Origin of the sequence: Enterobacter sp. RHBSTW-00901 (assembly GCF_014103115.1) — a bacterium.
Lineage (GTDB): Bacteria > Pseudomonadota > Gammaproteobacteria > Enterobacterales > Enterobacteriaceae > Enterobacter > Enterobacter cloacae_P.
The window spans coordinates 93,924-112,722 of sequence record NZ_JABXPB010000002.1; the positions used below are offsets into that span (position 1 = coordinate 93,924).

The 18,799-nt window shown below is 44.8% G+C and carries 29 protein-coding genes; 28 read left to right on the plus strand and 1 reads right to left on the minus strand.

The features are described 5' to 3' along the window. Positions 1-39 precede the first annotated feature (39 nt). From HV318_RS22830 to HV318_RS22890, 13 genes are all read left to right on the plus strand, one after another. On the plus strand, positions 40-357 hold the full coding sequence (locus HV318_RS22830; protein ID WP_020996134.1) for a hypothetical protein: 318 nt from the start codon (positions 40-42) through the stop codon (positions 355-357). A gap of 8 nt (positions 358-365) precedes the next feature. Further along, positions 366-701 carry a PerC family transcriptional regulator gene (locus tag HV318_RS22835; RefSeq protein WP_008786801.1) on the plus strand — a complete coding sequence of 112 codons (336 nt, stop codon included), beginning with the start codon at positions 366-368 and terminating at the stop codon, positions 699-701. Positions 702-1,084: 383 nt separating this feature from the next. Next, positions 1,085-1,546, plus strand: coding sequence for a hypothetical protein (locus tag HV318_RS22840; RefSeq protein ID WP_009653863.1), 462 nt, complete (start codon positions 1,085-1,087; stop codon positions 1,544-1,546). A 90-nt stretch (positions 1,547-1,636) separates the two neighbouring features. Then, on the plus strand, positions 1,637-2,038 hold the full coding sequence (locus tag HV318_RS22845; RefSeq protein WP_182274662.1) for a hypothetical protein: 402 nt from the start codon (positions 1,637-1,639) through the stop codon (positions 2,036-2,038). Between the two features lie 199 nt (positions 2,039-2,237). After that, a complete protein-coding gene (locus HV318_RS22850; protein WP_007372154.1) occupies positions 2,238-3,122 on the plus strand; it encodes a hypothetical protein in 885 nt (294 codons plus the stop codon). A gap of 79 nt (positions 3,123-3,201) precedes the next feature. Next, a complete protein-coding gene (locus HV318_RS22855) occupies positions 3,202-3,729 on the plus strand; it encodes a hypothetical protein (RefSeq protein WP_007372155.1) in 528 nt (175 codons plus the stop codon). Positions 3,730-3,734: 5 nt separating this feature from the next. Next, entirely contained in the window at positions 3,735-4,040 is a 306-nt protein-coding gene (locus HV318_RS22860; RefSeq protein WP_032941601.1) for a hypothetical protein, read from the plus strand. Positions 4,041-4,052: 12 nt separating this feature from the next. Then, on the plus strand, positions 4,053-4,505 hold the full coding sequence (locus tag HV318_RS22865) for a hypothetical protein (protein WP_007372157.1): 453 nt from the start codon (positions 4,053-4,055) through the stop codon (positions 4,503-4,505). A gap of 82 nt (positions 4,506-4,587) precedes the next feature. Next, positions 4,588-5,118, plus strand: a complete 531-nt coding sequence (locus HV318_RS22870) for a hypothetical protein (RefSeq protein WP_007372158.1) — start codon at positions 4,588-4,590, stop codon at positions 5,116-5,118. Positions 5,119-5,440: 322 nt separating this feature from the next. Next, a complete protein-coding gene (locus HV318_RS22875; protein WP_008786804.1) occupies positions 5,441-5,998 on the plus strand; it encodes a single-stranded DNA-binding protein in 558 nt (185 codons plus the stop codon). Positions 5,999-6,053: 55 nt separating this feature from the next. After that, positions 6,054-6,407: a hypothetical protein gene (locus HV318_RS22880; RefSeq protein WP_154050669.1), complete on the plus strand. Its 354-nt coding sequence runs from the start codon at positions 6,054-6,056 to the stop codon at positions 6,405-6,407. Positions 6,408-6,684: 277 nt separating this feature from the next. After that, the gene (locus HV318_RS22885) at positions 6,685-7,365 is read left to right on the plus strand and encodes a hypothetical protein (protein WP_007372161.1); all 681 of its coding nucleotides are present in this window, start codon (positions 6,685-6,687) and stop codon (positions 7,363-7,365) included. A gap of 27 nt (positions 7,366-7,392) precedes the next feature. Then, the gene (locus HV318_RS22890) at positions 7,393-7,707 is read left to right on the plus strand and encodes a hypothetical protein (protein WP_127649449.1); all 315 of its coding nucleotides are present in this window, start codon (positions 7,393-7,395) and stop codon (positions 7,705-7,707) included. A 17-nt stretch (positions 7,708-7,724) separates the two neighbouring features. On the opposite strand, the gene HV318_RS22895 is transcribed toward HV318_RS22890, so the two are convergent. Next, positions 7,725-8,072 carry a hypothetical protein gene (locus tag HV318_RS22895; RefSeq protein ID WP_127649446.1) on the minus strand — a complete coding sequence of 116 codons (348 nt, stop codon included), beginning with the start codon at positions 8,070-8,072 and terminating at the stop codon, positions 7,725-7,727. 133 nt (positions 8,073-8,205) lie between these two features. On the opposite strand from HV318_RS22895, the gene HV318_RS22900 reads away from it, so the two are divergent. From HV318_RS22900 to HV318_RS22970, 15 genes are all read left to right on the plus strand, one after another. Beyond that, entirely contained in the window at positions 8,206-8,619 is a 414-nt protein-coding gene (locus tag HV318_RS22900; RefSeq protein WP_007372162.1) for a hypothetical protein, read from the plus strand. A 104-nt stretch (positions 8,620-8,723) separates the two neighbouring features. Beyond that, entirely contained in the window at positions 8,724-9,008 is a 285-nt protein-coding gene (locus HV318_RS22905) for a hypothetical protein (RefSeq protein WP_223226827.1), read from the plus strand. Continuing rightward, positions 8,998-9,342 (plus strand): hypothetical protein, encoded by a 345-nt coding sequence (locus HV318_RS22910; RefSeq protein WP_032951317.1) that lies wholly within the window; start codon positions 8,998-9,000, stop codon positions 9,340-9,342. The genes HV318_RS22905 and HV318_RS22910 overlap by 11 nt, the downstream gene beginning before the upstream one ends. 13 nt (positions 9,343-9,355) lie before the next feature. Continuing rightward, positions 9,356-9,655: a hypothetical protein gene (locus HV318_RS22915; protein WP_009653866.1), complete on the plus strand. Its 300-nt coding sequence runs from the start codon at positions 9,356-9,358 to the stop codon at positions 9,653-9,655. A 72-nt stretch (positions 9,656-9,727) separates the two neighbouring features. Next, the gene (dnaN, locus tag HV318_RS22920) at positions 9,728-11,011 is read left to right on the plus strand and encodes a DNA polymerase III subunit beta (protein ID WP_223226826.1); all 1,284 of its coding nucleotides are present in this window, start codon (positions 9,728-9,730) and stop codon (positions 11,009-11,011) included. A gap of 150 nt (positions 11,012-11,161) precedes the next feature. Then, a complete protein-coding gene (locus tag HV318_RS22925; protein ID WP_007372165.1) occupies positions 11,162-11,983 on the plus strand; it encodes a DNA adenine methylase in 822 nt (273 codons plus the stop codon). After that, positions 11,980-12,210 carry a hypothetical protein gene (locus HV318_RS22930; RefSeq protein WP_007372166.1) on the plus strand — a complete coding sequence of 77 codons (231 nt, stop codon included), beginning with the start codon at positions 11,980-11,982 and terminating at the stop codon, positions 12,208-12,210. The genes HV318_RS22925 and HV318_RS22930 overlap by 4 nt, the downstream gene beginning before the upstream one ends. Continuing rightward, entirely contained in the window at positions 12,197-13,180 is a 984-nt protein-coding gene (gene rdgC, locus HV318_RS22935) for a recombination-associated protein RdgC (RefSeq protein WP_007372167.1), read from the plus strand. Before HV318_RS22930 ends, rdgC begins: the two co-directional genes overlap by 14 nt. Before the next feature lie 11 nt (positions 13,181-13,191). Next, the gene (locus HV318_RS22940; RefSeq protein ID WP_009654998.1) at positions 13,192-14,070 is read left to right on the plus strand and encodes a hypothetical protein; all 879 of its coding nucleotides are present in this window, start codon (positions 13,192-13,194) and stop codon (positions 14,068-14,070) included. Then, positions 14,067-14,669 (plus strand): hypothetical protein, encoded by a 603-nt coding sequence (locus HV318_RS22945; RefSeq protein WP_223226832.1) that lies wholly within the window; start codon positions 14,067-14,069, stop codon positions 14,667-14,669. The genes HV318_RS22940 and HV318_RS22945 overlap by 4 nt, the downstream gene beginning before the upstream one ends. A gap of 18 nt (positions 14,670-14,687) precedes the next feature. Continuing rightward, the gene (locus tag HV318_RS22950; RefSeq protein WP_032951321.1) at positions 14,688-15,116 is read left to right on the plus strand and encodes an HNH endonuclease; all 429 of its coding nucleotides are present in this window, start codon (positions 14,688-14,690) and stop codon (positions 15,114-15,116) included. Between the two features lie 97 nt (positions 15,117-15,213). Further along, positions 15,214-15,696 carry a hypothetical protein gene (locus HV318_RS22955; protein WP_032951323.1) on the plus strand — a complete coding sequence of 161 codons (483 nt, stop codon included), beginning with the start codon at positions 15,214-15,216 and terminating at the stop codon, positions 15,694-15,696. Further along, entirely contained in the window at positions 15,686-16,126 is a 441-nt protein-coding gene (locus HV318_RS22960; protein WP_223226831.1) for a hypothetical protein, read from the plus strand. Before HV318_RS22955 ends, HV318_RS22960 begins: the two co-directional genes overlap by 11 nt. Positions 16,127-16,177: 51 nt before the next feature. Further along, entirely contained in the window at positions 16,178-16,762 is a 585-nt protein-coding gene (locus tag HV318_RS22965; RefSeq protein ID WP_032951326.1) for a hypothetical protein, read from the plus strand. Between the two features lie 191 nt (positions 16,763-16,953). Next, the gene (locus tag HV318_RS22970) at positions 16,954-18,663 is read left to right on the plus strand and encodes a DUF4942 domain-containing protein (RefSeq protein WP_007372173.1); all 1,710 of its coding nucleotides are present in this window, start codon (positions 16,954-16,956) and stop codon (positions 18,661-18,663) included. The last annotated feature ends 136 nt before the right edge of the window (positions 18,664-18,799 follow it).

Consider the following 18,799-nt stretch of genomic DNA (forward strand, 5'->3'; position numbering starts at 1 on the left):
AACATTGATACAGGCTTAACCGCCTCTGAAGGAAATATTATGACGATGGTAACGGCCAGAAATTGTACTGAAACACGGTTCAACCAGTTATGGGATGCTCTGCATGAAAAAAGCAGTGCGGAAAACGAATCCTTGTTTCAGCAAGAATTGCATCGCTGCCGCAGTAAACGTCAGCGAAGTAAACTGGCCGGGCGATTCGCCGGTGCCTGGCAAACCTTATTCGATGCCTTCTGTGAAGGTCGGGTCTTCTGCTCACTTCTGGACTCGGTTATCCACCAGGAGAGTATCAGCGAATGGCAGGTTGAAGAGTTAATCTCATTCACTTCTGCCCAGATGTCGACTCTATACAAAGGGTAGAGGTAGATATGGGACAAAGAAAATGTGCAGCAGCGTTCCTGCTCGCTGAAGAAATGTACCAGATACCAGCGACCAAATCGGTGATACTTGCCCGGGACCTGGAAGAAAGAGGGTTGTATCTCCGCGCTGCCAGGCAATGGGGAGAGGTCATGTTTGAACATACCCAGTGTACTGAGTACATTGTTGAACAACGGGAACGTTGCATTCGGTTATCCAATTCTCGCCATGAAGACCGTATCAGACAGCATGAGCAGGCAAGTGATCTTCAATATATTCACAAGCATATTAATGATGTATACACACGGATGGGACTAAAAGACGATGGTGTCTTTAATACCGCCTGATTTGTCGACCTTTTCCGTTCATTAAAAAATGAAACTGAGGAGAATGAGCGCACTCTTGACTGATTTTGACGGAGGATTACGTAAGTGGTTAAACAAAGTTTATTTGACCTTATAGGAGCTACCACGGGCCCAGAGCGAGATCTGTTGATCGTAAGCCTTCAGTCTCTACATCGTGAACGAGTAAGCTCATACAATGCATTGTGTACAGCCTGCTCAATCTCTGGAGATAAAGTCCCGCCAATGTCTTTATTCGGCATAGACGAGGTTACTGATGCACTACGCCGGTTAGGTGCATTACCGATCAGATAGTTCTTCAAGTAGTCAGGGTGAACAGGTTTGAATTGATACAAACGGCCTATGCTGAAGAGGAACAGAGATAACTGATGAAAACAAACGAAAACCTGCTGAACAGCATTGGAAAAAGTATTCGAATGTGGCGAGATAACTGCTTCCCTCCATTTCAGCGAGCGTATGGAACATGGTTATTGGTTCTGGTTTCGGTTAATGCCGGGATATGGTTTTACATAACCTCTGACTGGTCTGTACAGTTCGTCGGCAATATAGCAGGGCTCTTGGTTTTCCCAATGCTGGGTCGAAAGGTTTTTACAAAACGCGCCAGATCTTGGCAAGAAGAACTGGATATTAAGCTGGCAAAATACAAACCGCATAACATAGCTGCATGGAGGGAGTTGCAGGCTTATGCCTTGGAATCCAATACGCTATCTTCACAAATTGTTGAACGGTGGTATTTCAAAGAGCGGGAATTTATCAAGACGGCCCAAAAAGGGAAGCCGGGTAGTTCTGAACTCAAATTTCTCAAGAATAATACTGGATCAAAGCCTTAAGGAATCTGAGAGCCGGTGCGTAATGCAGAACCCACAGCCGAAGGGTTTTGGGAGTTAAACTGATACAGCTTTTACCGTGAGGTGGGATTTATGTCGAATGTCTTGCAGAAAGAAAACATCATCATGTCTCTGCCTCATCGTGACTGTAGTTGTGAAGTCATCGAGTGCCGATTAAAAGTGTGCCCCGTACCTGACGAACTCGACAGGGGGAATAACATCTTTTTCATCGTGGAAGACCTTTACCAGCTACGCGAGAACAGTGAATCACTTAACGTGCTTGGACAAATTCTGGCGAAACGTTTCCCACACATACCACCAAAAAGAATGCACCTTGTGCTGCACCGACGTGATGTGCAGAAAGCTCATGGAGTAGCCATCCACCTCTACCGCTTCATGCGTAGCGAGAAAGAAAATAACCGTAGTATTTTCATTGGTCGTAACCCTACTGAAGTTTCCCAGAAGACGGCATACGCCTCGATGTGCATTTTCTGACCACCAGCTGTTGAATCGTCACAATAGCCGACATAGTCGGCTATTTTTTTACGCTAAGAAAAACCATTTATGCCCACAAATTGCGGTTGAAAAAGCTATTTATTTTTGGGTGCAAAACGTCCTCATTCTCACTGTAACAATAAATTTCAACATGTGATTATAGTGAGAGTCGAAGCTGAAACATGAATGGTGGCTACATATGCATGATCTCCAGAATTCGTTAACTAGCAAAAATACCAACATTATCCGTGCTGAATTTGAAAATATGCTTTCTGCGCGTGGAACATCTATCGTGCGTTTTGATACCAACGCAGGGGCGAACAGCGGCGAGTATATAGGAAAAGGAATTCAACGTGAGTGGGTTGGGTATTTGCTAAACCATACGAGTTCTGGCCATACGGTCAAGGCATTTGAACCGGTGTATTCTATTCCTTTAAAAATCAGGCCAGACCTTCAATCCAGAAATATTGCAGACCACCAGACTAAAGTAAAAAAGTTATTTGAAAGTTATGATGAAGCGTATCTTACAGCCGCTATAGACTCAGAAGAGTATTGCAAGCCATTCTGGGTTTATCAGAATGCAGATGACGGTCATTACTCGATCAGTACTCGCGGTTTCAAAAATGCAAATGCACCTGCAAGCATTCCGAGCGATAATCGCATTGATATCGCTCAGATGAAAATGGGATATCCCATGCTCGATTATTGCCATAACATTATACCGTCCTCAGTCGTGCGATTAGGATTTAATGGGCGAGTGTTTACGCAAGGTAAGTATTATTACACCAATGAAGAGGTTTTCAGTTGGTTGTCCCGGAACCCGGATAGCGCAGTTTTCATTACGTTCCCAAAAGTTAACCAGACTGATAGATCTGAATTGATGTCAATTATGAAACGAGAATTCCTGAATTCGTGGGGTTTATTCTCATATTATCGCTGGCTGGGACGCAGCACCGCATTACTGGCATTGAGCCCGGTCAGTTCTAATGCTTCTGTTAAGTTAAGAAGTAGCAATGCACACTTCTTCAAAAATGCAATGCTGGCTGTTAACACGATCATTCCTAAAGGTAACGGAATTTCGTAATCGGAATAGTTACCGTTAGAGTGATTTAAAGATCGATTCATTCTGGAAATTGAACGAAGAAAATTTAATGGGAGTAACTATGACTGCACTACGCCGTATCTCAACAGAACCAAGCTGGACTCCAGTTGGCATCCGGGGCGAAGGGTTACCGACTAAAGCAGGTGTATACCGTTTTATTGTTCCCCGGGAAGCCGATAGCTCAGAACATATTGAGTTTCTGGCGTTAGTGCGCTGGCGTAAACACGGTGTTCATCAACTGTTATTTCCCACCTTTGAATACATCGTATGCGACGAGAATATCGTGCTCCCAGAAGGCACATGCTGGCGTGAACGCGAACCGTGGGATCCAGATACGCTGGGGGAAACCGAGTTCATCATCGTTCCTGAAATGAGCGCGGGTGCTCAACGCTGTCCGTTCTGCAAAGAAGTTCCGCGCATCGTTGGTGATAAATACAACTTTGAGTATAAGGAAAACTACATCACGAAAATGCCTCACCGGTTTAACCGCCTGTGGTTCAGCTGCTGTAAATGGGTTGCTCCTGTGCCCACTTCTGGGATTCAGTCACTGATTACGGCCTGGAACAAAATGCTCGGGTCATCCCGGTAGGAGTAATGATGAAATGTGCGTACCTACGAAAGTTTCTGATCATTGCTTTCATAACCGGCATTAGCGGATGCCAGAGTCTCGGAATAGGGTTAAGCCTGGATGAGCGCTACCAGAAGGCTTATCAGAAAGTACTGGCTGACCCTAATGACGATAACATTAAGACTTTCATGAAACTCAGCCAGGAAAAAGGCGAAAGAGACATGCAAGAGGCAAATTCGAAAGCCGCAGCCGACACTCGTGAAAGCGATAAGGGGTTTACTGAGTATTTTAAATCATATGGCAACGATGGATTTAAGCGGGCCAGACAATAAGAAAGAGGTTATATGTCATTACAGCAATCGCATGAAAATCTGGAGTTCCTGAAGGGGGCGGTCTGGTGCGCCGCAAAACTCGTTCAGGAAATTGGCGATTCAAAAGGTGCAGCTATTCTTATCACAAACTTGCCGGTTGGAATTTTCCCTCAATGTAGCGAAAGGGATTTATTTGTTCTGAGGCAATATGTCAGGAAAGATCTGCCACTTGGTATTGATGCCGAATATAGCGATATCAGGCCGGTCTTAATTGATTATCTGGGAGAGCCAGTAGACCTTCCTGAGTGTGAACTGGATAATTATGAACCGGCTCCTGGTGAAATGCTCCGCTGGGGAGTAACTGGAGATCTCAGTTCCGGGACACGATGTGTGCTGGTGGATAATCTTGCTTATCTCGCTGAAGCAATTGGTATCAGCAACGCACTAAGGCAACAGGCCGCAGAGTCAATCCAGCGCACCCTGTGATTAGTGAGTCGCCCCGAATTTCGTAAGCAGCATAAATGCCCTTAATCTTTATCCTACATATTTCAGGTTGTTGGGGTTTACCATGTACAAAGACCATTTTCCACAAGCGTGTCCTTCATCGATAAAAGAGGGCCAGTCATGCTGGCGGGTATTTATTGATATGGACGTAGACAACCCGTCGAAAATAAAAACCAGCGTCGAATTAATAGAAGTTGGCGTAAAAACAATTCGAATGAAAAAGAATGCGGCAGAAGGCAGTGAAAAAACTGTTTTTCTTGTGGATAAAATCCCTGGAATCACATTTATCAAAATTCGGCCTAGCGACAAAAAGCCAAGCGTCTGGAATACAAGCATCAGCAGTTTCTATAAACATGACGTGGAAATCGGGAAAACATTCCCCGTTGGTATCAGAACGACTAAAAGCGCTGCGTTTCGTACAGCAACAAAAAAAGTTGAACAGAGTATGCAAGAATACACTGATACTATAGCTAAGCTTGAAAACGACTATGTTAAGAATGAGACGGAGATTGCTGAGTACAAAAATGAACTCGCTGCTTACCAAACAATACTCCAAACCCTAAAACGTATGGCAAAAAGGCATCTCAAGCAATAATACATTTCGTCTCTTTTCAGGTAAACAAAATGGAAACACAATGTATTTTCATTGCAGGTTTCAAAAATTGTTTCACTCTGGGCCATACATGTTTAGTATGGGGACATAACAAAGAGAACGCTGGCGAGTACGCTGGCATAAAGATCACCTTTCCCGGCCTGGCCGGGATTTTTTTTGTCTGATGTGCCGTCCTTCTCACCACAAACTTAATATCCTGACTATTTTTATGGATGTGCAGTGCAATTATTTAACGAATTACCATTCGTCACCAGACCGGACAGGCTGATAATAATGTCATCCGATACAGAGCTGGGGAGGGTGTATGACTAATCGTGGCTATAGCAAAGTAATTATCGAAGGTACTGTAGGCCGTGAGCCTGAAATCCGACAACACCCTACCCACGGCATCTACGCAAAGATTTATGTAACAACATCTGAGTCCTCAATGGAGGATAAATCTGGTCTGGAGAAAATTACGGAAGAACACTATCAGATCATTTTGCTTGGTCAATTTGCTGATGTGGCCCGCAATCATCTTCATGTCGGGACAGGAGTGTACCTGGAGGCCCAATTGCGTACCCGCCTAATCAAGGAGGATGGTAAAGAACGCTTCTTTATGGACGTACTTGTCAACCCCGTGAAGGGGCATGTTCTTCGCAAAGTCAATGTAGGCGGTAATAAACTGGTGAGTCGTCACCTCCAGCAGAACCGTGGGCAGGATCACCGGCAGAATACCAGTTATAGCCGCAGGCCACAAAACACGAACGCGAGGCCAGCAACACCACGCAACTCGCCCCCAACAATGGAAAATTATTATTTGGGAAATCAGGATGAAGTTCCAGGAAGCACTGGTGCTTATGGAACTGAGATAGCCTTTTAATGATTAGCAGCATATCTGTTTTAATTTGTATCATAACTAATGGGGAATTATTGCCGTGAATGAATTCAATAACGCACTCCAGACGATACTGGAAAATGGGTCTATGTCATATGGCCAGGCTGCTATTTATGCCGGTGGTGCAATTTGCGTTGCGGCCCTTTTTTCGGCGATACTCAGAAGTGGACTACTGGTAATTTTGGGAATTGTCTCAGGCTTTTATCTGTTCAGTCTCAACACTCCAGACAGTACACTGGCGTATACTGCTGCTGCCTCAGACCGTCTCATCGAGCAGGTTAAAGCTGTCGGTGGATGCGCCACTAGACACATTGAGGATGCGCAAACTCTGGGTATCATCATAAAAAATGGCGATGTTATCGAGATAGCAAAGCAGTGCGGTATTATAAAATAATAACCGTAGCATATTATGATTGATGAATGCCTGAATGGTAATCTGCTCGCGGATTACCATTATTTTTTGAGATGTCTTATAGAACTTATCTAAAATTACATACGACTGTCATGACAGTATAAGGTCTTTATGAAAAACGTCGTCAAAACTTTACTACCCTCAGTGAACACTGGTGATCAAGACGAAAGCGTAAAATCGGATACGCTGACTGGCACTACTAAACCCTGCGACCACGGACTGGTTCATAATCATCTTTTAGGGCAGGAGGCCTGTTACTATGCCAAACACTAACGACTCGCTGACAGGACTCAACGTCGAGCTCGTTGGTGCATCGAAACAAGAGTTTACTCTCCTCACTGAAAACCATCTGATGCGCCGCATCATAGTGGCTTTATCTGAGTTAATGCGTAACGCGGAAGGCGTGATGATTGATTCTCATGTTTACCCGTGGGATCAAGTTCTCCCTGCTGCGATGGACATTCCATCATCCAACGCTTCTGATGAAGAGATACAGAACTGGATGATCAGTGCCTGTAAGGAGTGGCAGTGCGAATACAATCGCCGGGTTCAGTCGTTTACCGCATCAGAAGTAAAAAGCAAAAGCGACACCGAGAACGATAACCTATTCCTGCTGAATATCACCAACCTAGCCCATATGCTGATTGACCGGTTACTGCCGTTTGTCAGTATCGAGGAGATTAATCATGAGGATCCAGATTTACTCCCCCAAGTTATTGATATCGTGAATTATATGGTTGGTGTTATAAATGGTACAACCAGCACACAACAAGTCAGACAAGAATTGTTTACTGCCGGTGCTGATGACGCAGTATTTGCACTCAAACTAAAGCACAAAGAGCTAACCAGCCGGGGTGAAGATGCTGGATGGCTTGAAGAGGCAATGAAGATAATCGAAGAAAACAAACGCCAATCCATCGACTTTATGCAGCGCAGCTAATCGTTCCCATAATAAAAGGGTAATGCTATGAGTAAACATCTGTACTGTATTAAGGGTGTTTTAAAACCCAGGAAATTTTCTGTAAGTCTGATAAGAAATAAACTTAGCTCATTTGGTTTAAGGGGAAGTACTCTTCGTAGCGAAACCGCTCGCATTCTTGCCGGGCCAATAGATGGTATTAAGGGTACGTATCCCTTCGGCTGGTCAGAAGAACATTTTGACCGCAGGATGAAACGCATATTCATTCGCGCCGGTAATGCTTCCAGACTTTCTGATAATCGTCCATTTGCATTAAAACGACGCAGCGCTTTAACTATCAGTAAAAAGTATCTTTCTGTGTAACCACCAGCAGACGAGTTTTACTCGTCTGCCTGGCCCCATGCCTCTAATCTTCGCACCCGAAATGAAGTTGCCTGGAGTTCTCCTGATGAAGTTAACTCAAATGAAACTGTAAGATCGTTTTTGTTCCGGTACTTCCATACATAGCCATTTTGCTGCAATGTTTTGAGTGACTTACGTAGGTTGGGCTCAGCTACATCCTGGCTGTCTGGAACAGAGTTAATAAACCCCAGCAACCTGGTGAATGGCACTATCGCAGTGCCTTTTTCTTTGCACAAAAGAAGAAGTACCAACGCATCCTTCTGAATACGGGAAAAGCGCTCCAGGCGATGTTCAGTACCATCTCCCTGCATATTGGCATTGTTCATAATCAACCTAATCATATGGGATATGATTAAGGTTAAAAAACACCCCCCGTTTTGTCACCCTTTTTTTTTCTTACTCACCACTTAAAGCAGTAAGCTCAGTTCGATAAATCTGAATTAAATAAGGCGAGGTTATATGAAAACGAAATTATTGCTGGCGCTAATTGCGGGATCGACTTTCTGCATCAATATTGCTGAAGCCAATATTCCTCTTAGAGCAGATGGAAGTCCAGCAGCGGGGCAGACACCAACTCAGTTCATTCAGCTTAAAAATGAATGTCCTGAATGCGTCATGGTCGCAACTGATGTAGTAAAGATGCGTAGCGATAGCTGTAAACAGCAGGCATCCATCGATTCTACAATCCTACAGGATCCTGTTTACGCATATCTCAACAGTATCCGTCTGGTAGTTGCCGGGAATGGTGGTTATGCAAGTCCAATCTATACATCCGCCCGTCAGGTCGTAGCGTCAAACATCAATTGCAGTGATGCAAACGACTGGGTAGCGAGAAGTAAAACGGTAATGGATAACACCTTCAAAACGCCGTAAACAATCCCTGAATATTTCGTTGCAGTAATGCTATCCCGTAGTATGACGTTAAAGGCGGAGCTTTGAATCGGGAAAAAATAACTACTGCACTTAGAGGTATTTATATGGGTCGTCACTTTACTGGTCTGATTGATAGTTCGCAGCAAAATTTTACAATGCCAATCCGTCCGTATGGACGGAGCCGCATGGCTGCAAAATTAAAAGGAATCTCCCGATTGAAAAAATCTGAAAAGCATGACGATGAATATCCTGATGAACTCTGGAAATTTATGAGTCCTTCAGAGAAAGCTAAATTTCTGGTCGCGGATGTATTTTCACGCAGTAGTAAAGACTCTTCCGCCATTCAACCGGGAGAACATAAGCAAAAGGAGCATGATAATGAGCACTGATAATTTACTAGCAGAACTCACTTCAAAAACAGGCCTGACAGAAACGGAACTTAATCGGCAGGCATTGATTATCGGTTTGATGGCATTGTGCCACCCGGATGCTATTGCCGGTGATTTGGTGAGCGCGGCACTTACGGGGTCATACTCAGATAGTACTGATAAACTACTTACCCGTGGTGATAACGCATCAGACAGTGTGTTGATGTCCATGCGTATCTTACTTCACCGGTTGAGTAAGTATGAAGGGTCTGATGGCAAAGTAGGTCAGATCAATAAAATGATGCACCGACTCGGCTACTTTAAGGCATCCGATGTGTTACGCGAGGCTCAATAAAGAGGCTCAATTTATGTTCACCATGACGAATTTCGCGTCCAATATTCTTGACATGGTTTTTCTATCAGAAATGGAAGGGGAACTCATTTATATAAAAGCGCTTAGCGGCGTTACTGGTTACGTTCCTCAGATCCATCTTTTCCGCCTCCAGCTTATCGCATTTGATATAGGTTGGTACTACGAGTACAGATTGAATTCAGGCAACCTCATTATAAAGGAAATTGTTGAGGCCATCACATCTCTTGGATGTGCTTTAAATGAATACCAATGGCAGTTCGCGTTTGAATTAGGTTATCGCCGTCACCACAAATAAACTTCATTTTTTCATAATTTGCTATTCGTCACTTGATTGACCGGGGGTACGATTAATTTAACACGGATAATTATGGGAGACAGTAAAATGACAGACGCATCTACAATAGACGCAGTTCAACCAAAGGCAAGACGCTTATCATTTAAAGAGCTTCCAGGGTTTGATATTTCTGCTGAAGCACTTCTCAAAATTATCGAAATGCCGTGTATGGTTATTCGCCGGTCTCCTGCAATGAAAGTACTGGAGATGATCACGCTGCGGTTACGTGGGGATTGTCTTTCTGCCCTTGGCATTGACTTAAACTCTGCCCAAATTACCAGTAAAGGGACGGTATCGGGGGGCAATGGTGATATGGACGTATCAGTACCTGCAACACAACTCTTTTCTTTAATCCGCAACATGCGCGGCGAAGATGAAATTAACGTCCGCTTCCATGCGGCAAAAAACCATCTTGTCATTCGCACCGACAAAAACTCCTATAACATCCCGGTTTGCTTAGACCATATACCCGAAATTCAGGCTGAGACGCTGGAACATAATTACAGCGTTTACTTTCCAACGCAGATGCTGAGTCAGATTATCAAGCGTGTCAGCCACGCTGCGGCTCAGAACGATGTCCGCTTTTATATGAATGGGGTCTACCTCGGTATCGATAATGGCCAATTTATTGCTGTAGCCACTGATGGACATCGTATGGCCGTCAGTTCTCATGATATCGACTTCAGCGATGACGTGGGCGATGAGATTCAATCTCCGACAGCTCCTACCTCTATCAGTAACACGAATGCAGGTGTGATTTTACCCAACGGGGTTTTCCCCGTGCTCCATAAAATCCTGAGCGGTAGCCAGGGTCAATTCAAAATTGACTACAGCAACCGTAACCTGACATTTACGCTCGGAAGCCATACAGTCATTTCAAATCTTGTCGATGGCCGTTACCCGGACTGGAAGCGCGTGGCCAGCACGGTAGCCAAAAATACTGAACTGTTTAAGGTTGATCCTTCTGAACTCACCACCGCACTAAAACGCGCAACCCCATTGCTTAAAGAGGGCTCGCCAAACAACACCAGTGTTTGTGTGATGTCATTCAAAGACAACGCCCTACAGCTTAAGTCGCCCGGCTCAAATGCAATCAGTTGCAAAGAGGTGATGGACATTGCGAAAGAGGCAGGCGAGCCCGAAACAATTGTTGATATCGGTATGAATGCCGATTACCTCCTGGAATCACTGGCAAGCCTGGGGGCGTGTTCGGAAGAAGGAGAAGCCGCACAGATTGCTTTGCGTGATACAACGACCGGCATATTGATTTCAGTAAACAAAAACAATTACGACATCATCATGCCTGTCCGTGTCTGACAAAACGCTCTCGTTTTGTCGGCCTTTTCGAAATAGCCAATTTCATGGGCGTGATAACGTTAAAACAAGCTTCCTGACGGGATGGCTATATGCCATCTCGCTCCCATTGGTCGCGATCACTGCGTCCTAATATTCTGGAGCCAGAATGAAATGAAAAGCGTTCTGAAGTGGGTAGGAGCCAAACACAACATTATGGCAAGTCTTAAGCATGTACTACCGAAAGGTGGTCGGCTTATTGAGCCCTTTGGCGGTTCAGGCGCTGTAATGATGAATACGAATTACCCAGAATACATTTTGGCCGATATTAATAGCGACCTGATCGATACATACCAGAGTATTTTTAAGTCGCCTGAAAAGGTACTTTCTGAGCTTAAACGCCTTTACTGTCTCGGGCGTTCTGAGGACGCCTATTATGAGCTGCGAAGCCAGTTCAATAATCATGATAGTGCAAGTGACACTCAAGCTGCTCTGTTTATCTATCTGAATAGGTTTGGCCATCGCGGACTATGCCGATACAACCGGAAAGGCATCTTTAACGTCCCCTGGGGTTATTACGCCAACCCCTATCTCCCAGAGACAGAGTTATACGCAATGGCTGAGAAAATGTCCTCAGCAACTTTACTTTGCGCCAGCTTCCAGACCACGCTATCAATGGCCCGCCCGGGTGATGTGGTGTATTGCGACCCACCATATGTTAATCCCGGCAGATTCACGGCTTACCATGCCAGCGGTTTTACACCCGCTATGCAGATTGAGCTTACCAAACTGCTCCAGTTGCTGCCTGAACGCGGGGTTCATGTCATCGCATCATGCCACGATGCGCCTGATATTCGTGAGCTTTATCAAGCCTTCGCTATTCATGGTGTGACTGCCCGGAGAAGCATATTTAAAGGCAGCGGGGATGGGAAAAAAGCTTCAGAAATCTTCGCGGTCAAATTAGCGGATAACTCGAAAAAGGGAGCTGCGGCATGAAACGCTTCCATTGTTCTGAAAAGCTGCATAACCCAGAGACTGAGAAATTTTGTCAGGATATCGCCGAACAATATCGGACAGCACCTGATATTGCCGTGGCGCAGTTTAAACAAGTGCTGAGCTCTAAGCCTCTAACTTACTGGGAGTGTGTCGTGATCCGCGAGCGTGTCTCTGACCTTATTAAAATTAATCAAGCAACAGCTGAGGGCCACGATGAGCCAATTTAAACCCAAAAGCCTTGTAGTCTACCGCATCCAAAAAGCTCTGGAATTAGACAAGCTGGATGAACAGTTAAGTGAGTTGAAATACACTCCCTGCGGGCCTAATGATATGGCACGGTCAGGATGGATCCCGCCATTGGGTGAAGATGTCGAGCTGTTAAAGCATGAGTCGAATAATCTCATTCTTCTGACTGTTAAGCACGAATCGAAAATACTTCCTCCCGCGACCATCAAAGAAATTGTGCGAACCCGGGTTCAGAAACTGGAGAAAGAGCAAAACCGCAGGCTAAAGAAAATGGAGATCCAGGCCGTCAACGATGCCGTGCTCGCTGAGCTCATACCAAAGGCTTTCAGCAAATACAGCACTACAAACATTTGGGTGGATACTAAATCACGTCTACTGCTTGTTGAGACCACCAGCCATAAAAAAGCAGATGATGTAACAGCTTTGCTACGTAAAACTATTGGCTCACTTCCAATTATCCCATTCACGCTGGAAACGCCGGTAGAACTGACGTTAACAGAGTGGGTCAAAACAGGAAGTCTGCCGCCTGGCCTAGCTTTATGCGACGAAGCCACGCTCAAAGATGTGCTCGAAAACGGGGGGGTCGTTACAACAAAACGCCAGGATTTGATATGTGATGAGATCGCTCATCACATCGAGGCCGGAAAGCTTGTGACAAAGGTTGCACTGGGCTGGATGAACCAGATGTTTTTCATCCTGAATGACAATTTCATCTTTTCACGACTGACCTTTACGGAAGAACTTATTGAACAGAACGATGACATTTCGCCAGAAGATCACGCCCAAAGATTTGATGCCGATTTCGTTTTGTTTACCTCTGTTGTTATGGAGGTTCTGGACACAATGATAAAAGCCCTCGGGGGTGAAAGCCCAGGACTCATCACAACGCCGTCAGACGAACAACAAGGTGTCGCGGCAGAAGCCAAACAACCAGAAAAAACCTTCCATTAAAGGGCTGAGAGATGATTACAGCTACAGAACTCCAAGAGTTATCACGCCAGGTTGAAAATGCTAACATTGCCCGAGCCCTGGCAGTTAAAGAGTTGGTTAAAGAGACAAGAGATCGTCAGTTTTCATTGTGGGCGCTATTTATTGGTCTCTTCAGAGAGACACCGGCGCGAAAAAAGCTGAACGAATGTGAATTGCATCTTAACCTGCTGCTGCCAAAATGCAGGAGCATCTTTCTTCAATACGTAGTTATGTCCTCGTTGGAAGAAATTTCGAAATCACCAGATTGTGAGATTTATCAGCATCTAGTCAACTGCTGGAAAGAAGCTCAGATAAAATATAACGAGTCAGGCAGACGACTCAAACTTGCAGAAAATGCCCGTGAACTATTAAAAACAGCAAAGGATGAATGTAATAGTGCTTCCACAACTGAATTTCTGGATATGGTTACTACCAGTAAAGCAATATCCATACTTTCAGCAATAGACACATCCTCTGCGAGTAGTTCGTTAAAGAGAGCTATGGGTGCGCTTAAGCGATTAGCAGATGAAATGCCTGCCCGGCAATCACCTATTGATTCAAATTTACCAGATGACACGCTTGATCTGTTTGTCGATCTGACTATAAATCCTGTTATCGATATTCTCTCCTGGTTAAATATTGAAAAGCTGGATAATGCCGAAGTGCAGTGCAGCAAAGCCTTAAAGAAACTTCAGACGTTATTAGGACAACTGGGTGCTGAGCATGATTTGAGAACTAAGGATTATCAATCTCAATTAGATACGCTTAAGAGAATTGAACAACCATACATCAAAAAGGTGATGCGGCATATACCCGAAAATATGAAGTTCAAGGAGCCTGAGTATCTCCAGACTATAGGAATGAACCCATGACTCTAAAATATATAATCGCTCTCGCAATATTTCTGACATTTGTGTGCTTTGCAGCTTTCATACTTATCTACGCGAGTCGAACAAAACGAGAACAACAACAAACTCAGCAACCTTTGGACGAGCATGATCAGCAGGCAGATATTAATGCCGATGCCGACGAGAACGCCGCACTTGATGGGTTGAGCGAGTACTTCATCAAAAAAAATTCGATATTGCCAAAAGTCCTGATGGATCTTTATGTGCGCTTGAGTGCGGTGTTCAATGGTCAGTACATTATCGCACCCCAGGTGCTTGCCCGGGACTTAGTAGAGCTGGAGCTCGAAGATGAACCGGTTGCCCCGGTTGACGTACTTCAGGCGCAACAGTACGCAGATGAATTCGTGTTCGATTTTGTTCTCTCCGATGCGCATACCGGGGAACTAGTGCTAGCAATGATCAATGAAGATGCTATCAGCGCTCAGCCTGAAGGAGAGTTCATTATTGCCCTTTTTAAAAGAACTCACATTCCTGTCTTTCGCTATGAAACGTTGTCAGGCTTGGACGATAACGCCCTGGCAGTCAACATCGCTGAATCAATAGACGATGGCCGATTCTCTTAGTTCCACAAGGAATTTATTATGTCTCTGTCAAAAAAACAAAGAATAGTACTGAGGGCTAAATTTGGTGGTCGATGTGCATATTGTGGCGAGGTACTGAAAGAAAAAGGTTGGCACGCTGATCACGTAGAACCTGTGCTAAGGAAATCCGTCCAGGATATGCAAGCTGCGGCCAGAGGGAAATTTAAGCTTAAGGCTACCGGTGAAGTGTTTAATGAAAGTGCCAACTGCTTAGAAAATCTTTTCCCAGCCTGTGCGCCCTGCAATCTGCTCAAAACAACATATTCACTGGAAATGTTCCGCAAACAAATAAGTTTACAGGTTGAAAGGGCACGGAAGAGTAGTATGAATTTCAGAACGGCAGAAAGATTCGGCCAGATAAGCATTGTAGAGAAACCCATTGTTTTCTGGTTTGAACAGTATTCAGAGAAAAATGGTGCTATCAAATAAACGACTAATTTAACATTATCATGGCGCGTATCGCGCACTGCTTCGTCAAATATTCAGCCGTGATAATATTGTTTAGTAGGCCCATTACGGAGCGTATATGACTAATCATACAAACTGGACTGGAGACCTGACCGAAGGCGCAACTATATTTGTAGCCACACCAGATGGCCAGCTCAGCAAATGTAGAGTCGAGTCCGTTCGAGACCGACATTTCTCGGTCGAGGGTATTGAACGTGAATTCGATAAGTTGAATGCCTGCTCAGTTGATGGGTTACTACACTCTTACCCCGACGATTTCGAGTCGAGGGAGTTATTTGGTCTGTGCCAGCAAAAAAACAGGCTCAAGTCTCTGCAAATTGATTCATTATCGTTACAGCAAGTCCAGTACATGCTGGCTGGCCTGGAACTTGCCAGGAAGAGATATGGATACCAGTACCGAGGCAGCAAAGCCGTAGATACCAATCAGAAGGGTAGACTGGCCATGAGCATTGATGATTCGCTTCACCCAATTCAGATCGCTTATATACTGGCAGGTTTAAAATTATCTCTCCTTCAAACAGAGGTGAACCATGACTGCTAACCAACGTAAACGTCCTTCGCGTAACAATCGAGCTGTCCAGTTAACGTCCGAGCAGCTGGTAGAAGCGAAGACGCTTGACCTGAAAGCCCACCATTCGTTTAAAAACCTTATGGGTCTTGCTGCAATCAGTGTCGTGGTGTTTGTCTGTCTTGGCTCCTTGATCCATAAACAACGCTCAGTAATGAACGAATGGGACCTGGGTGAAGTGATCAGAGGCGTTGATTTGAAAGCCGGAACCCTCGCAAAAAACAACTTTTTCATCACCAACAAAGGGCAGTTTGAAGCAAGTGGCGTTACAGTGTCACTTACGGGTACAAAACTGAAATTACAGCAGCATCAGGACGGAAAATATTACGTTTGTAATTCTGCAACAGGTGATTGTGTTCTGGTATCCGATGTACAAGCTGAAAAAATTCGTGACCAGCTGTAGCGAGGGGAAAATATCGGTTACTGTCACCGGTAACCGAAGGAACCTTCGTATATGTCACGACAAGAAGCCGCAACGCAGTTATTTATGTCTGCACCACCAGCAAGTATTGATGTCGTTATTGAGCAGCTGGAAAGGGACGCTCAAGCAGCCGGTATCGATATCCATACAATCTCTGTAATGGCCAGCCTGTTACGTGATCGAATAGAAGCATACAGTGACGTGCTTAAAATCGAGCCTGAGCGGGTGATACACGCACTTGAGGTACTGCGAGGTACGGAAGTGCCGTGGGCTTTTTACACTCCGTCCAGGCTACCTGAGCTTGAAGATGTTCATTGCTGGGAAACTCCTCACGATTTTGACCAAGACCTAGGTGAACACCAGCTGCGGCGCTATATTTGCCCTAAATGCGAGCATGAATCAACCGACCCAATGCGCTGCACGGCTGGCCATGCTCCTGGAGTTAACCAGTATCCTGAAAGCTGTGATGCCACTATCTGGAATTCGCCCGATTCTTGGGATAGTATTAACCCTATAATAAAATTAATTATCAAATCTACGTTCCTGGCTGACCTGACTGTTCATACAATCTTCTATCCGAAAGGGTTGAAGCTTCCTGAAATTCAGGACGTTGAGTAGTCTGCTTCGGGCTCTGTGATCTGATAGTTATATATACCTCATTTAAGACCCCTTACTGGGGTCTCTTTTTTTGGACTTCCGCCGTGCTATGTACTTCACGGTATCCCCAAATATCCCGGCTTATGTAGTTCGTCGATTTGCTTCGTCACCTGCCATACCTGTCTCATAATTTCTCTATTTGGAGAAATCTGATGAACCTACCGACAGCTGTATTAGCGAATAACGATGAAAATGAATCAGACGTCCTCAGCCTTTATGCTAATCCCGTAGACAGTCAAAGTGGCCTCATTGAACATGACGGCTTTCAAAAACTAAATGCCATGCGCGATCTGCTGGTGGAATACAACACAACACTGAAGCACATGCAGGCCATGTATGATGCAGTGATGCGGAACCGGCATGATGAAGCATGGCGCATGTTCTGTGATTCTTGTGACAATTCCATCAAATATACGCTGGCTGTAGAAAATTTGTTCTGTATAGAACGGGCCCGCTGTGCTCTCGATGAAAAGTACTGGCAAAAGCTGCTCGATCTGACCGGCGTAAAACCATTTATGCCCACCGAAAGATACGATGACTGGAACGAAGGATTAAGGGCATGGCGAAAATCATCAGAATCAAATTTTGAGAAGCTTAAGCCTGTACCCTTCAACGAAGAAAGTATCTTTTCTACCGCATTCGCATTGAATGAAGAGAAAAAAGACTACTTCGCCCAGATGGTTCATGGTGTGTTTGAAAAGCTCTCCGCTCTGCATAAGACTAACCGTGCCCAGGGCTTCAGCAACAAACTCATCATAGCCAGCTGCTTACCAAGTAGAGATAACCGCAGATCCTATGACTATCTCAACTATTTTAATGACCTTCGTAAGGTTATTGGACTGATGTATGGACGAAGCGGTGCTGAGGATGTGAATTCGGCTGCGGTCAAAGAGTACATGATGAGTAACCCTGGCGAATGGGTAAGTATTGATAACGATAGTCTTAAAGTGAAGGGGTTTATTAACGGCAATGTGCATATCCTGATTGAGGAGGAAACTTGTGACAATCTCAATCTGGTACTATCCCATTTAATGCCAGGCTGCATTCCTCTCGATCGCCGATACACCACCGGCCATAACTCCGCAAGAACTGTAAAAACCAATGAATATCGGTCGCAGTTGATATCATTCTCTGCTGTTAACTCCTTAATATCATATGCCACTGACCATTTGAACGCGGGCAAACACCTGTCACCGGGGCCGCACACTTTTATCCTGCGGGACAACCAGTCTGTTAGTGAGAAAAAAGAACTGGTGAACATATGGGAGTCATTGGGTGCTGTCAGAAGATATAGAGAAGTATATGACTTTGACTTTAGCCCCGTTGAAGCATTCAAACTTCTGGCATTACATGGTTCTATACCTGACCGCTATACGCACCAGTTCTATGCAACGGTCGGAGAACTCCAGAAACGAGCAATTGATGAATGTATGGTGGCTTCAGGTATGCGTTTGCTGGAACCGAATATCGGTCTTGGTGCGCTACTGAAAGGGTTACCAGAGGGGGTGGATGTTACTGGTTTTGATATACACCCCGCAGCTGTTGCAATTACTGGCCTGCGCTGGAACGTCACCCTTAATGATTTTCTATTGGTCAAGCCTGAAAATACCGGCTTGTTTGAAAGAATTCTGATGAATCCTCCATTTAGTGACTCACGCTGGATTGCACATTTTCAACATGCGATGAGATTCCTGAAACCGGGAGGACGCTTGATAGCAATACTGCCAGGGAGCGCAAAGGAGCATCTTTTAACCCGAGAAGCTGGGCCCGGTTACGACATCAATATTCTGGGTTGCTATGACAACGCCTTTGAAGGAACCGCAGAATCCATAAAACTTTTCTCCGTTGATGCCCATGAATAGTGGGGAAAGGAAGAGCTGGTCGAGTTAATTTCGTCACCCGTAACTGAACAGAAAAAATGAGATAGAGAAAAAGCCGTCAGTTTGTCGATGTTAAATGCTATTCAAATTTTTCAACATGCGACAATTGAGCCAACTA

Bases quoted from the DNA above. Each gene is read 5' to 3' on its own strand.
- HV318_RS22830 (WP_020996134.1), top strand. From the start codon at position 40: ATGACGATGGTAACGGCCAGAAATTGTACTGAAACACGGTTCAACCAG.
- HV318_RS22835 (WP_008786801.1), top strand. From the start codon at position 366: ATGGGACAAAGAAAATGTGCAGCAGCGTTCCTGCTCGCTGAAGAAATG.
- HV318_RS22840 (WP_009653863.1), top strand. From the start codon at position 1,085: ATGAAAACAAACGAAAACCTGCTGAACAGCATTGGAAAAAGTATTCGA.
- HV318_RS22845 (WP_182274662.1), top strand. From the start codon at position 1,637: ATGTCGAATGTCTTGCAGAAAGAAAACATCATCATGTCTCTGCCTCAT.
- HV318_RS22850 (WP_007372154.1), top strand. From the start codon at position 2,238: ATGCATGATCTCCAGAATTCGTTAACTAGCAAAAATACCAACATTATC.
- HV318_RS22855 (WP_007372155.1), top strand. From the start codon at position 3,202: ATGACTGCACTACGCCGTATCTCAACAGAACCAAGCTGGACTCCAGTT.
- HV318_RS22860 (WP_032941601.1), top strand. From the start codon at position 3,735: ATGATGAAATGTGCGTACCTACGAAAGTTTCTGATCATTGCTTTCATA.
- HV318_RS22865 (WP_007372157.1), top strand. From the start codon at position 4,053: ATGTCATTACAGCAATCGCATGAAAATCTGGAGTTCCTGAAGGGGGCG.
- HV318_RS22870 (WP_007372158.1), top strand. From the start codon at position 4,588: ATGTACAAAGACCATTTTCCACAAGCGTGTCCTTCATCGATAAAAGAG.
- HV318_RS22875 (WP_008786804.1), top strand. From the start codon at position 5,441: ATGACTAATCGTGGCTATAGCAAAGTAATTATCGAAGGTACTGTAGGC.
- HV318_RS22885 (WP_007372161.1), top strand. From the start codon at position 6,685: ATGCCAAACACTAACGACTCGCTGACAGGACTCAACGTCGAGCTCGTT.
- HV318_RS22890 (WP_127649449.1), top strand. From the start codon at position 7,393: ATGAGTAAACATCTGTACTGTATTAAGGGTGTTTTAAAACCCAGGAAA.
- HV318_RS22895 (WP_127649446.1), bottom strand. From the start codon at position 8,072: ATGAACAATGCCAATATGCAGGGAGATGGTACTGAACATCGCCTGGAG.
- HV318_RS22900 (WP_007372162.1), top strand. From the start codon at position 8,206: ATGAAAACGAAATTATTGCTGGCGCTAATTGCGGGATCGACTTTCTGC.
- HV318_RS22905 (WP_223226827.1), top strand. From the start codon at position 8,724: ATGGGTCGTCACTTTACTGGTCTGATTGATAGTTCGCAGCAAAATTTT.
- HV318_RS22910 (WP_032951317.1), top strand. From the start codon at position 8,998: ATGAGCACTGATAATTTACTAGCAGAACTCACTTCAAAAACAGGCCTG.
- HV318_RS22915 (WP_009653866.1), top strand. From the start codon at position 9,356: ATGTTCACCATGACGAATTTCGCGTCCAATATTCTTGACATGGTTTTT.
- dnaN (WP_223226826.1), top strand. From the start codon at position 9,728: ATGGGAGACAGTAAAATGACAGACGCATCTACAATAGACGCAGTTCAA.
- HV318_RS22925 (WP_007372165.1), top strand. From the start codon at position 11,162: ATGAAAAGCGTTCTGAAGTGGGTAGGAGCCAAACACAACATTATGGCA.
- HV318_RS22930 (WP_007372166.1), top strand. From the start codon at position 11,980: ATGAAACGCTTCCATTGTTCTGAAAAGCTGCATAACCCAGAGACTGAG.
- rdgC (WP_007372167.1), top strand. From the start codon at position 12,197: ATGAGCCAATTTAAACCCAAAAGCCTTGTAGTCTACCGCATCCAAAAA.
- HV318_RS22940 (WP_009654998.1), top strand. From the start codon at position 13,192: ATGATTACAGCTACAGAACTCCAAGAGTTATCACGCCAGGTTGAAAAT.
- HV318_RS22945 (WP_223226832.1), top strand. From the start codon at position 14,067: ATGACTCTAAAATATATAATCGCTCTCGCAATATTTCTGACATTTGTG.
- HV318_RS22950 (WP_032951321.1), top strand. From the start codon at position 14,688: ATGTCTCTGTCAAAAAAACAAAGAATAGTACTGAGGGCTAAATTTGGT.
- HV318_RS22955 (WP_032951323.1), top strand. From the start codon at position 15,214: ATGACTAATCATACAAACTGGACTGGAGACCTGACCGAAGGCGCAACT.
- HV318_RS22960 (WP_223226831.1), top strand. From the start codon at position 15,686: ATGACTGCTAACCAACGTAAACGTCCTTCGCGTAACAATCGAGCTGTC.
- HV318_RS22965 (WP_032951326.1), top strand. From the start codon at position 16,178: ATGTCACGACAAGAAGCCGCAACGCAGTTATTTATGTCTGCACCACCA.
- HV318_RS22970 (WP_007372173.1), top strand. From the start codon at position 16,954: ATGAACCTACCGACAGCTGTATTAGCGAATAACGATGAAAATGAATCA.